Annotated in this window: 4 protein-coding genes; all 4 read right to left on the reverse strand. The window is 75.3% G+C overall.

Annotation, left to right across the window (positions count from 1 at the left end; all coding sequences use genetic code 11):
- Nucleotides 1–45 precede the first annotated feature (45 nt).
- The 4 genes from FYX01_RS21950 to FYX01_RS21965 are packed head-to-tail and all read right to left on the reverse strand — an operon-like array spanning nucleotide 46 to nucleotide 12,550.
- On the reverse strand, nucleotides 46–489 hold the full coding sequence (locus FYX01_RS21950; protein WP_150244391.1) for an SRPBCC domain-containing protein: 444 nt from the start codon (nucleotides 487–489) through the stop codon (nucleotides 46–48).
- A gap of 51 nt (nucleotides 490–540) precedes the next feature.
- Entirely contained in the window at nucleotides 541–1,311 is a 771-nt protein-coding gene (locus FYX01_RS21955) for a thioesterase II family protein (RefSeq protein WP_150244393.1), read from the reverse strand.
- Nucleotides 1,308–3,692 (reverse strand): type I polyketide synthase, encoded by a 2,385-nt coding sequence (locus FYX01_RS21960; protein ID WP_150244395.1) that lies wholly within the window; start codon nucleotides 3,690–3,692, stop codon nucleotides 1,308–1,310. Before FYX01_RS21960 ends, FYX01_RS21955 begins: the two co-directional genes overlap by 4 nt.
- 8 nt (nucleotides 3,693–3,700) lie before the next feature.
- Nucleotides 3,701–12,550: a type I polyketide synthase gene (locus tag FYX01_RS21965; RefSeq protein WP_150244397.1), complete on the reverse strand. Its 8,850-nt coding sequence runs from the start codon at nucleotides 12,548–12,550 to the stop codon at nucleotides 3,701–3,703.
- Nucleotides 12,551–12,565 lie beyond the last annotated feature (15 nt).

A 12,565-nucleotide genomic window follows, 5' to 3' on the forward strand; every position in this document is an offset into this window, starting at 1 on the left:
GCGGCGAGCGCCGCGCGGGTGCGGACCGGTCGTCGCGGGTGCGGGTCAGTCGTTCGCGGCGGTGCGGGACTCCACCAGGTCCTTCAGCGCGCGGTTCATGTCGTGGAAGCCCTGCTCGGTGCGCTTCAGGGTGCCCTTGACCAGGGGGACCAGAAGGCCGGTGAAGGTCTCCTTGTGGGTCAGGGAGGTCCCCCCGCCGGAGGGTTCGAGGCGGAACTCGTGCACGGCGCGGGCCAGCCAGGCGGCTCCGACGGTCCCCTCCCAGCACAGCGCGCGGCCAGGGACGACCTCGGTGATCACCGGGTTGTGGCTGCTCTTGCCTCCGTCGGGCAGGACCATCCGGAACTCGATGCGCTCACCGACGGCGGCCGTGCCCTCGACCTCGACGATGAGGGGGTTCCACTCCCGGAACCGTTCCAGGTCGGACAGGGTCTCCCACACCTGCTCGGGTGTGGCGTCGATGGTCTGGCGGGTCTCTATGACGTGCATCGGTCTTCCTTCGTTGGTGCGGCTCCGCGCGGTGCGCGTACGGATTCGGTGTCAGGCCCGGCCGACGGGTTCGAGGGCGGCGGCGCGAACGTCGGCGGCCAGTTCCCGTGCCAGGCGGCCCGGCCCGTGGTCGACGAAGTAGAAGTGCCCTCCGGGCAGGGTGCGCCGGGTGAAGGCGGCGCTGGTCTGGTCCCGCCAGGCGGCCACGGACTCGGTCGGCGCCCACGGGTCGGTGTCGCCCGCGTAGGCGGTCACCGGGCAGGTCAGGGGCGCGCGGTCCGGTGCAGGCCGGTAGGAGCCGACCGCGCCCAGGTCGGCGCGGACCAGCCGCAGGAAGCGCCGGCGGAACTCGGGAACCTCGGCCACCCGGTCCGGCATCCCTCCGCCCACGGAGTTCAGGGAGGCGAGCAGGGCCGCGTCGTCGAGTTCGTGGATGCCTCGGGCCCCGCGGGCCGGGAGGGTGGGCGCGGCCCGGCCCGAGACGCCCAGCCACAGGGGCCGGCGCCCCCGTGCGGTGAGGGCGTGCGCGGTCTCGAAGGCGACGACCGCGCCCAGGCTGTGCCCGAACAGGGCGAAGGGCCCGTCGAGCTCCCGCTCCAGTTCGTCGACCGCCCGCTCGACCATCCGCGGTATGTCACCGAGGGGGTCCTCGGAGCGCCGGCGGCCGTGGCCGGGCAGGTCGTACAGGACCGGCTCCCAGTCCTCGGGCAGTTCGCGTACGAGGGGGAAGAAGCTGGCCGCCGATCCTCCGGCGTGGTGGAACACGAACAGGCGCAGGGCGGCGTCCCGCGGTTCGCGGGGGCGTGTGAAGGGGGTCGTCATGCGGCCTGCTCCTGTCCGGACGGGGCCTTCACGGCCTCCACGATGCGGTCGGCCAGGTCCTCCACGAGCGCGCCGACGGTCGCCTCGACGTCGAGGCCGTCCAGCGGGAGTTCGCACCCGAAGCGCTGCTCGGCGCCGGTGAGCAGCGTCATCGCGGTGAAGGAGTCGCCTCCCACGTCCAGGAACCCGCTGGAGGGGTCGACCGGTTCGTCGGCCTGCAAGGCCGTGGCGAGCTCGGCGGAGAGGAAGGAGGTGATCTCGGCGCGGTCGGCGCCGCCCCCGTCGCCGGGGGCCTCCTCCCGCGCCTGCGCCGTTCCGGACACCGTTCCGGACCGGGGCTCGTCGATCCAGTAGCGCCGCCGCTGGAAGGCGTAGGTGGGCACGTCGGGGTCGAACGGGGTGCCCGCTGGGCGCAGCGCCGTCATGTCCAGGTCCGCTCCGGCGGTGTACAGGGCGGCCAGGGCGCCGAGGAAGGCTTCGGCGCAGGTGTCGGGCCCGGTGGCCAGCAGCGGGTGCGCGCGGCCGTTCCACTCCAGGGCGGCGGCGTGCTCGGGGGCGTCGGCGTGTTCGGTGGCAGTGCGCAGGCCGAGGCCGGTGAGGACCGAGCCCAGCGCGGCGGCCGGATCGGTTCCGGGACCGTCGCCGGGGACCAGTCCGGGCAGCGCCGCGGCCAGGGAGCGGACGGCCGCGGTGAGGGTCGCGGTGTCCCTGGTCAGCCGCAGGGTCACCGTACGGCCCACGGCGTCGTCGGGCTGCCCGGCCTCCAGCGCGGCGCGCAGGTTGGCGGCCAGTTCGGCGGCGTCGGCGCCGGTGACGGCGATCCTGTGGGTGAAGTCCGCGCGGCCGCAGCGCAGTGTGTGGCAGGCCGAGGCCAGGCGCTTGCTCTCGGTCAGGTGGTCGCCGACACGTTCGACGAGTTCGGCGAGGGCGGCGCGGTCGCGGGCCGAGACGGTGACCAGTTCCCGGCGGTCGGCCCGGGGACCCGGGTCGTGCGGACGCGGGTCCGGCGCGGCCAGCAGGGCGTGGGCGTTGGTCCCGCTCAGCCCGAAGGCGCTGACCCCGGCGACGGGTGCGCGGGTCGGCCAGGGGCGGACCCGGTCGGGTACGTCCAGGTTCACACTGTCCCAGGGGATGTGCGGGTTGAGGGGGCCGTCCCCGCTCCCGCGTGCCGCGGGGACGGCGCCGTTCCGGAGCATGAGGACGAGTTTGATCAGCGCGGCCACGCCGGAGGCGGCCTCCAGGTGGCCCAGGCGGGCCTTGACGCTGCCGACCATCAGCGGTTCGTCCCGCTCGGCCCGGCCGTAGACCTCCTGGAGCGCTCCCGCCTCGATGGGGTCGCCCAGGGAGGTGCCGGTGCCGTGCGCCTCGACGTAGGAGACCTCCTCCGGGCGCAGCCCGGAGTCGGTCAGGGCGGCCCGGATGACCTCCTGCTGGGCGGGACCGTTGGGCACGGTCAGCCCGGAGGAGGCTCCGTCGTGGTTGACGGCGCTGCCGCGCAGCACGGCCAGGACGGGGCGTCCCTCCCGTTCGGCCTCGTCCAGGCGCATCAGGACCAGGGCGCCCACGCCCTCGCCCCGGCCGTAGCCGTCGGCGTCGGCCAGGAAGGGCTTGCTGCGGCCGTCGGGCGCCAGGGCCCGGCTCCGGCACAGCGAGACCATCAGTTCCGGGGAGAACATGGCGTTGGCGCCGCCGACCAGGGCGTAGCGGCACTCGCCCCGGCGCAGGCTCCGGGCGGCGTAGTGCAGCGCCACCAGGGAGGAGGAGCAGGCGGTGTCCACGCTCATCGCCGGGCCGGACAGGTCCAGGGCGTAGGAGACGCGTCCGGCCGCGAAGGCGTGACCGCCGCCGGTCCCGTAGTAGGGGTCGATGCCCTCCAGGTCGGCACCGCGTGCGAGCCGGTCGGTGTACTCGGCGGCCATGATGCCGACGAAGACGCCCGCGTTGAGTCGCTCGCCGCGCCGGATCGCGATGCCGGCCCTTTCCATGGCCTCCCAGGAGACCTCCAGCATCAGGCGCTGCTGGGGGTCGAGGGCCTCGGCCTCGCGCCGGGAGATCCCGAAGAACGCGGCGTCGAACCCGGCGGGGTCGTCGAGCAGTGCCGCCTTGGAGACGTAGGAGGTACCGGGCCGGTCCGGGTGCGGGTCGTACACGGAGCGCAGACCGACCCGGTCCTCGGGGAACTCCCGGGCGGCGTTGCCCTCGCCGTTCAGGAAGTCCCAGTAGCCGTCGGGACTGGTGAGGCCTCCGGGCAGGCGCAGACCGGTGCCGACGACGGCCAGCGGGGCCCTGTCCCGTTCCTTGAGCTCACGTATCTGGTCCTTGAGCCTCCGGGTGAGTGCGAGTTGTTCCTCCACGAGGCTGCGCAGATCGTTCTCTTCCACGGTCTTCCTCACTCTTCGCTCGTCAACTCGGCGCGGGCGGCCGCGACGAGGTCCTCTGTGCTCAGTTCGGACAGGTTCCCGGCTGGTGCGTCGGCCTCGGGAGCGGGCCGTACGGGCGCGGGGGCCGCGCTGGGCAGCTGTCGGTCGAGGTGGCGGGCCATCGCTCCGACGGTGGGGTGGTCGAGGCCGACGGTGGAGGGCAGGTCGAGGTCGAGCGCGTGGGACAGGCGTCCACGCAGGTCGATGACCATGATCGAGTCCATGCCCAGGTCGGCGAAGCCCTCCTGGTCCGCGACGCTGCCGGAGGAGCCCATGACGCTTCCGGCCGCCTCCCGGACGGCGTCGCGCAGGAGTTCGAGGCGGTCATCGCCCTCCGTTCCGGCGACGCGGGCGCGCAACCAGCCGCGTTCCGGCCCGTCCTCGGAGCCGCTGGCGGCTCCGTCCCCGGCCCCGACGAGTTCGGCGACCAGGTGGGCCGCCGGGGAGCCCAGGCGTTCGGCGTAGCGGGCGAAGTCGGCGGCGACGGCCACCACCGCGGCGGTGTCGCCCGGGACGGCGGCCGCCAGGACGGGCCAGGCGTCCTGGTCGGTGAGCGGTCGCAGTCCGGCGCGTTCGGCCGCGGCGCGCGCCTGGTCGTCGGCCGCCAGACCGCCCCCTCCCGCGGGCTCCCAGGGCCCCCAGGCCACCGCGGTCGCGGGAACGCCGTGTGCGCGCAGTGCCACCGCCAGGCCGTTGAGGTAGCCGTTGGCGGCGGCGTAGTTGGCCTGTCCCGCCGCTCCCAGGACCGAGGACACCGAGGAGAACAGGACCAGGGAGCGCAGCGGCTGCCCGGCGACCGCCTCGGCGAGCCGGTCGGCGCCCTCGGCCTTGGCGGCGAAGACCCCGCGGAAGGCGTCCTCGTCCAGCTGGTGGAAGGCGCCGTCCCGAGTGCTCCCGGCCAGGTGGAACACGTGGTGGAGGGGACCGCCGGTGGTCGCCTCGGCCACCGCGCGGGCGCAGTCGCCGGGGTCGGTGACACCGCCCGCGACCACGCGGACGGTGGTGCCGTCAGCGGTGAGCCGGTCGATGACCGCGCGGGCGGCCTCGTCGGGCGCGGAGCGCGCCATGAGGGTGATGTCGTCGACACCGCGCCCGGCCAGCCAGCGGGCCACGCTCAGGCCCAGTGCGCCCAGGCCTCCGGTGACCAGCGCGCTCCCGCCGCCGGCGACGGCGTCCTCGGGAGCGGCGTCCTTGGTGACGAGCCGCGCGGCGCGGACGCCGTCGGGGGCGACCCTCAGGCGGGTGCCGGTGGGCGCGTCCAGGCGCGCGGCCAGGGCCGCCGCCGCCTCCGCGGGCCCGGCGCCGTCGGCGAGGGTGACCCGGAGCAGGCGTCGGCCGGCGTCCTCGGCCTCCAGGGCGCTGAGCATGCCCCACAGCGCCTCCCTCACCGGCGCCTGGTCGTCGGCCCCGTCGGCCAGGACCACGTAGGCCGTGCCCGAGGGGACCTGGCGCAGTGTGGCGGCCAAATCGAGGACGGCGGCCAGGCACGCCTCGGCCGAGGTGTCGGAGAGGCGGGTGAACCGGGCGTCGACGACCAGTTCGCCGTCCAGGCCGTCCCCGTCCGCGGTGACGGTGATCCCGGCCTCGGCCAGGGCACCCTCCAGACCACTCCCCGCCCCGGCCCCGGTCCCGTGCAGGACCGTCGCGGTGGTGCCCGGCGCGGGGACCGCCCCGGCCGTGTCGGCCCGCCACTCGACGGTGTGCAGGTGGTCGCCGCGCAGGCCGCGCTGGAGGACCTCCCGAGGCGCGTGGCGGACGCGGAAGCGGTCGGCGGCCATGAGGGTGTCACCGCCGTCGGTGAACATGTGCAGGTCGGCGACCTCGACCCGGAGCCGTCCGTTGGGCAGCTCGGCGGCTTCGCGTACCCGCACGTGGCCCCACAGCTCGGCGCCGGGGCGGGCCCGGGAGGGGAAGGACAGCCGGTCCGCGGCGAAGGGGATCGCCAGTGAGGGCGCCTCGTCGGCGCGGGTGTCGACCATGAATCCGGCGATGCTCTGGAAGCAGGAGTCGATCAGGCCCGGGTAGAGCTCGTAGTCGGCGGGGTCGTCGGGCAGCTCGGGGCCGCGGTAGCGCACGAGGGCCTCCTCGCCACGGATCCAGACTCCGTCGATCCACCTGAACGAGGGGCCGAGGGTGTAGCCGAGGTCGCGGAAGTAGGTGTAGAAGCCCTCTCCGTCGATGTGGCGCTCCGCCTCGGAGACGAAGGCCGCGATGTCCGGGCGCTCGGGCGCGGGCGCGTCCTCGTCGGTGGCGATCCGCGCGGACACGTGCTCCTGCCAGGCGGTCCCCCGGCTGCCGACCAGGCTCTGGACGCTGAGCGCGGGACGCTCGCCCTCACCGACCACGAGCTGGACGTCGTAGCGCTCGTGGTCGTCGATGACCAGGGCGCGCGGGCACAGCAGGTCGGTCAGGCCCAGGGGTTTGCCGTCCCCGGCCAGGGCGGACAGCGTGGTGGCCAGGTGGGAGGCCGCCGGTGTCACGACCGTCCCGTAGAGGCGGTGGTCGGTGAGGTAGCGGGGAAAGTCCGCGGACCGGTGGAAGGCGAAGGCCCGACCGGTGAGGGCCGGCGAGCGCACCTCCTCGCCCCAGTGCCGTACCCCCTCGGACGTGTTCCCGAAGGAACGTGCCGGCGTCCGTTCGACGGCGGCCCAGTACGGGGTGGTGTCGAAGGGGTAGAGCGGGGCGCCCTCCGCACGGGTGCGGGCGGCGGGCTGGAGGGTGTTCCAGTCGAGGTCCTGGCCGAGCTCGTAGAGTTCGGCGGCTGCGCCGAGCAGTACGTCGCGCTCGCCGGCGCCTCGGCGCATCGACGCCACCAGGGCTGGGTGGTCCCCGGCCGTGCCCGCCGCCCGCACCAGGCCGAGGAGCGTACGCCCGGGGCCGATCTCCAGGTAGGCGTCCACGTCCTGGGAGGCGAGGGCGCGCACGCCCTCGTGGAACAGGACCGGCTGGCGTACGTGCCGCCGCCAGTACTCGGCGGTGTACTGGCCGGGTCCGGCCAGGCCGCCGGTGACGTTGGCGATGATGGGGATCTGGGGCCTGGCGAAGTCCATCGGGGCCAGGACCTCGGTGAAGTCGTCGAGCATCGGCTCCATGAGGCGGGAGTGGAAGGCGTGCGAGACGGTGAGCGCGCGGGCCTTGGCGCCCGTCCGCCTGACCCGCTCGGCGAAGGCCTCCACCCTGTCGGGGGCTCCCGCGACCACGACCGACTCCGGACCGTTGACCGCGGCCACGTCCAGGCCGGTGCCCTCGACCAGTTCCCGGACGCGGGTGACGGGGAGCGTGACCGAGAGCATGGCGCCGGGCTCGGTCGCCTGCATGAGCTCGGCGCGGTCGCGGATGAGGCGCATCCCGTCCTCCAGTCCGAGCACCCCGGCGTGCACGGCGGCGGCGACCTCGCCGACGCTGTGCCCCATGACCGCGACCGCCTGGACGCCCCAGGACTCCCAGAGCGCGGCCAGGGCCAGTTCCAGCGCGACGAGTGCGGGCTGGGTGACGCGGGTCTGGTTGATGAGGCCGGGGTCGGCGGAGCCGAACACCAGGTCGGTGAGCGAGGCGCCGAGGGAGCCGTCCAGGGCCTCGTCGCAGCGGTCGACGACGTCGGCGAACACCGGTTCGGTCCCGTACAGTTCGCGGCCCATGCCGAAGTACTGGCTGCCCTGTCCGGAGAACAGGAACGCCACGCGGGGCGCCCGGTCGGCGGCACGGCCCTCGTGGGGCCGGTCCAGGGCCTCGCGCAGCCCGGCGGCACCGGTACCGAGGACGGCGCGGCGCACCGGCAGGTGGGCGCGTCCGGCTCCGGCGACGGCGGACAGGGCGGGCACCTCGTCGTCGGTGGCGGTGGCCAGGCGTTCCCGCCAGGCGCCGGTGAGTCGGTCGAGCCCGTCGGTGTCGTGTGCCGACAGGGGCAGCACCACCCGGGTGGCACCGCCCGGGTCCGCCGACGGGGCCGGCGGCGCCTCCTCCACGATCAGGTGGGCGTTGGTACCGCTGAACCCGAACCCGGACACCCCCGCCAGGCGTGGCCGGGAGCCCGCGCGCCAGTCGGTCGGCTCGGTGACCACGCGCGCGTTCATCCGGTCCCAGGGCACGTGCGGATTGGGTTCGGCGCAGTGCAGGCTGCTCGGGATCGTGCCCTCGCGCAGCGCCAGGACGGTCTTGAACAGGGCCGCCATACCGGAGGCGGACTCGGCGTGGCCGATGTTGCTCTTGACGGAGCCGAGCAGCAGCGGGCGTTCGGCGTCCCGGTCGCGTCCCAGGACGTTCCACGCGGCCTCGACCTCGATGGGGTCGCCCAGCGAGGTCCCGGTTCCGTGCGCCTCCAGGTAGTCGACGTCGGCTCCGCTGACCCCGGCGTCGGCCAGCGCCGCGCCGATCACGGCCTCCTGGGCCCTTCCGCTGGGTGCGGTCAGTCCGGTGGAGGCGCCGTCCTGGTTGACGGCGCTGCCGCGCAGCACGGCCAGGATCCGGTCTCCGTCCCGCCGGGCGTCGGAGAGCCGTTTGAGGACCACGGCGCCGCAGCCCTCCGCGCGGCCGAACCCGTCGGCGTCGGCGGAGAAGGTCTTGCACCGGCCGTCGGGGGCGAGCATGTGGGCGCGGCTGGTGGCGGCGGTGCAGGTCGGATCGGTGATGACGTTGGCGCCGCCGACGATCATCCGGTCGGACTCGCCGGTGCGCAGCGACCTGACGGCCAGGTGCAGGGCGACCAGGGAGGAGGAGCAGGCGGTGTCGACGGCGAACGCGGGGCCGTTGAGGCCGAGCAGGTAGGAGATGCGCCCGGCGGCGGCGTTGAGCGCGGTGCCGGTGCCGAAGTAGGCGTCCACCCCGTCGGGGCCGCCGCGTTCCAGGACGCGGGCGTAGTCGGAGTTGGACAGCCCCACGATGACGCCGGTGCGGGTACCGCCCAGCACGGACGGAGAGGTGCCCGAGTCCTCCAGGGCGTGCCACGCCGACTGGAGCAGCATCCGGTGCTGCGGGTCCATGCTCTGGGCCTCGCGGGCGGGGACGCCGAAGAACGGGGCGTCGAACCCGGCGATGTCGGAGAGGAAGCCGCCCCGGTCGGTGGTGAGGCCGCCCGGGTCGAACTCGGCGCCCGCCCACCGGTGGGCGGGGACGGGGGCGGTCGCGTCGCGGCCGTGGCTGAGCAGGTCCCACAGCTGTCCGGTGTCGTCGGCGCCCGGGAACCGGCCGGCCATGCCCACGATGGCGACGGGCTCGCCGGTCCCCGTGGTGGTCGGCGCCGCCGTCTCCCGCCCGTCCCCGGCGCGCGCGGCGGCGCGCGGAACCGGTACCCGCGGTGCCTCGGGTTCGGAGCCGTCTCCGCGGATCCGACCGTACAGATGGGCGGCGAACCGCTCGATCGTGGGGTGGTCGAACACCTCGGAGATCTCCACGGTCACGCCGAGCTCGGAGGACAGCCTCTGGACGAGGTCGACCGCCATCACCGAGTCCATCCCCAGGTCGTAGAACCCGGTGTCGGTGCGCAGCGCCCCGGCGTCGGCGTGGCCGAGGACGTCGGCCAGGACGGTCGCGGTATAGCGGCGGGCCTCGTCGACGCGGGCGCGCTCGGGGACGGCCATGATGCGGGAGGCGGCCTCCGCGGGGCCCCCGCCCCCACGGCCGCGCTCGGGCGCGACCTCGTCGAACAGGGGGCGTTCGCGCCGGGCGGCCATGACCCGGGTGAAGCGGTCCCACTCCACTGGGCAGACCAGCAGGTGGGGGTCTCCGCCGGGTCCCCGGGCGGTCAGGGAGGCGACGCCCCGGGCGGGGGCGATGTCGCTGAGCCCGGTCGCGGCCAGGGCGGCGCGGGCCTCTCCGTCGGCCATGCCGTCCAGTCCCCAGAGCCCGAAGGCCAGGCTCACGGCGGGCAGCCCGGCGGCGGCCCGGTGGGCGGCGAGTGCGTCGATTCCGGCGTTGGCGGCGGCGTAGGCGGCGTATCCGTCGCTGCCCCACTGGGCGGAGGCCGAGGAGGTCAGGAGGAAGAAGTCCGGGTCGTGGTCGCGGCTGAGCAGGGACAGCCACCAGGCGCCGGAGTACTTGCCCCGCAGGGCCTCGGCGAAGTCCTCGGCTCCGATCCGTTCGAGCGGGCGCCGGGGCAGGCTGCCCGCGCAGTGCACGATGCCTCCCAGGGCGGGCATGAAGCGCAGGACCTCCCCGGCGCGTGCGATGACCGACGGGTCGTCGCAGTCGGCGGCGAGGTAGGAGGCCTCGACGCCCTCGCGGCCGAGCCTGTCCAGGAGGCCGACGGCGTCGGTGCCGAGTCCGTCGCCCGGTCGGCGGCCCAGGAGCAGCAGGTGGCGGGCGCCGCGTTGGACGAGGTCCTCGGTGACGGCGCGGCCGACCCCGCCGAGGCCGCCGGTGACCAGGTAGGTGGCGTCGGGGCGGACCGGCAGTCGCGGGGTGTACTCCTCGGGCGCGGCCACCAGCCGGGGCACGAGGGCGACACCGCCGCGGACGGCCGCCGTGTCCTCGCCGCGAACGTCCAGGACCAGGCCCAGCAGGGCCCGGGCGTCGTCGGGTGAGGAGGCGGCGGGCAGGTCGACGGTTCCGCCCCACACCTCGCCCAGTTCGAGGCCGAGGGAGGCCGCGAGCCCGTTGAGCAGGCCGTGGGGGCCGGCGACGACGGTCTCGGTCCCGGTGACGCGGCGGCTGGCCCGGGTGACGACGTGGGCGCGGTCGCCGGGAACGCCGCGCGCGGCCAGGGCGCGGACCTCCTCCGTGACGGCGGCGCACAGCAGCGCGCCCTCCTCGGCGATGTCGCGGTCTGCGTCGGGGGCCTCGGGCAGGGGCCGGGCCGTGTGGGCGAGGAGCAGGGTGACCGGCCCGGTCCCGGGCAGGGGGCCCTCGCTCCAGCCCGGGGGAAGCCGGTCGCTCCCGGCCGGGCCGAGGACCCGGCCCGTGAGGCCGCGTTCGTGGGCGGCGGTGAGGATCTCGCTCAGGGTGTCGGTGTCGTCTCCCGCGAGGACGAGCGTGCGACCGGTGTGGTCGGCTCCGTCTCCGGGGCCGGCCTCCCGCCAGCGCAAGCTGTGCGCGGGTACGGGTACGGCCGTCCCCTCCCCCGACGGCTCGGGCTCCGCCACGGACGCGGCCTCGGTCCCGGGCGCGTGCCGTTCGCGGTTCCAGGGGTAGGCGGGCAGGTCGGCCACGTCGCGGGGCAGGCCGGTGAGGCCGGGGGCGGCGGTGTCGCCGGGGTCGTCGACGATCTCCACCAGTTCCGAGTCCCGCCCCTCGGAGACAGCCCGCAGGGCGGCCTCGGCCTGGGCCGGGGCGGTGGCGCGCACACGGGCGCGGAGGCGGTGGCGGAACCGGCCCTCGGTCAGGGTGTAGGCGAAGGCGGCGTACCCGGCCTGGTCCTCGGGCACCTCGGCGGCCAGGGCGGCGGCCATGTCGCGCAGGGCCTCGGGTGTGGCCGCGGCCAGTTCGAACCCGGGAACGTGCTCGGGGGCCCCGGGCCGTTCCGTGTCCGGTTCGGCCGGGCCGACGATGACGTGGGCGTTGGTGCCCGACATGCCGAAGGAGCTGATCCCGGCGTACGCACCGGTGCCGCCGTCGTCCCAGGGCAGGGTCTCGGTGGGCAGGACGATGCCGGTGCCCTCCACGTCGACGCGGGGGTTGAGGGTGGTGAAGTTGGCCAGCGGGGCGACCATGCCCCGGTGCAGGCAGGCGATGGCCTTGAGCACACCGGCCACGCCCGCGGCCGCCTCCAGGTGGCCGATGTTGTTCTTGAGCGCGCCGACCCGCAGCGGCGCACCGCCGTTGGAGCGGCCCAGGGCCTCGGCGATCGCCTCCATCTCGATGGGGTCGCCCAGGGAGGTGCCGGTGCCGTGCGTCTCGACCAGACCGATGTCGGCGGGGGTCAGGCCCGCGTTGGCCAGGGCCTGGCGGATGACGTCGACCTGGGCGAGGACGTTGGGCGCGGTGAAGCCGGTGGAGCGGCCGTCCTGGTTGACGGCGGAGCCGCGCAGCACGGATATGACGCGGTCGCCGTCGGCGACCGCGCGGTCCAGGCGCTTGAGCACCACCACACCGCAGCCCTCACCGCGGCCGAAGCCGTTGGCGCGGGCGTCGAAGGCCTTGCACCGGCCGTCGGGGGCCAGGGAACCGGTCCGCTGGATGGTGCGGGTCGAGCGCGGCGACATGATGACGCTGACGCCGCCCGCCAGGGCGACGTCGCACTCACCGGTGCGCAGCGCCTGCGCGGCCTGGTGCATCGCGACCAGGGAGGAGGAGCACGCGGTGTCCACGGCGATCGCCGGCCCGGTCAGGCCCAACGCGTAGGAGACGCGCCCCGCGGCGAAGCAGTGGCCGCTGCCGGTGGACCAGTAGGCGTCGGTGTCGTCCCCGCTCCAGTCGCGGTAGTCCTCCTGGCTGCCGGTGATGCCCATGTAGACACCGGTGCGTACGCCTGCCAGGCGGTCGGGCGGCAGCGCGGCGTTCTCCAGCGCCTCCCAGGCGACCTCCAGCAGCAGCCTGTGCTGGGGGTCCATCGCCCGGGACTCCCGGGGGCTGATCCCGAAGAAGGCCGCGTCGAAGTCCAGGACCCCGTCCAGGAACCCGGCCCGGTCGACGGTGGAGTCCCACCCGTCGGCGAAGGGGGCCCTGCGGGACGCGGGCACGGGGCCCACGGCGTCCCGGCCGGTGCTCACCAGGTCCCAGAGTCCGTCCAGGTCGCGGACGCCGCCGGGCAGGCGCATCCCCGCGCCGACGACGGCCACGGGCTGGTCGTCCCGCTCCTGGGCGAGTTGGGCTTTGAGCTGTCGGATCGTGTCCATCGCACGGCTCAGGGGGGTGGGGCCGCCCGGCCGTCCGCTCGGTTCGGTCATCGCGTTCGTCCTCGA

The organism is Nocardiopsis quinghaiensis, assembly GCF_008638365.1.
GTDB classification, from domain to species: Bacteria; Actinomycetota; Actinomycetes; order Streptosporangiales; family Streptosporangiaceae; genus Nocardiopsis; species Nocardiopsis quinghaiensis.

Excerpts from the sequence above, each read along its gene's own strand:
- FYX01_RS21950 (WP_150244391.1), bottom strand. The coding sequence starts at position 489 with ATGCACGTCATAGAGACCCGCCAGACCATCGACGCCACACCCGAGCAG.
- FYX01_RS21955 (WP_150244393.1), bottom strand. The coding sequence starts at position 1,311 with ATGACGACCCCCTTCACACGCCCCCGCGAACCGCGGGACGCCGCCCTG.
- FYX01_RS21965 (WP_150244397.1), bottom strand. The coding sequence starts at position 12,550 with ATGACCGAACCGAGCGGACGGCCGGGCGGCCCCACCCCCCTGAGCCGT.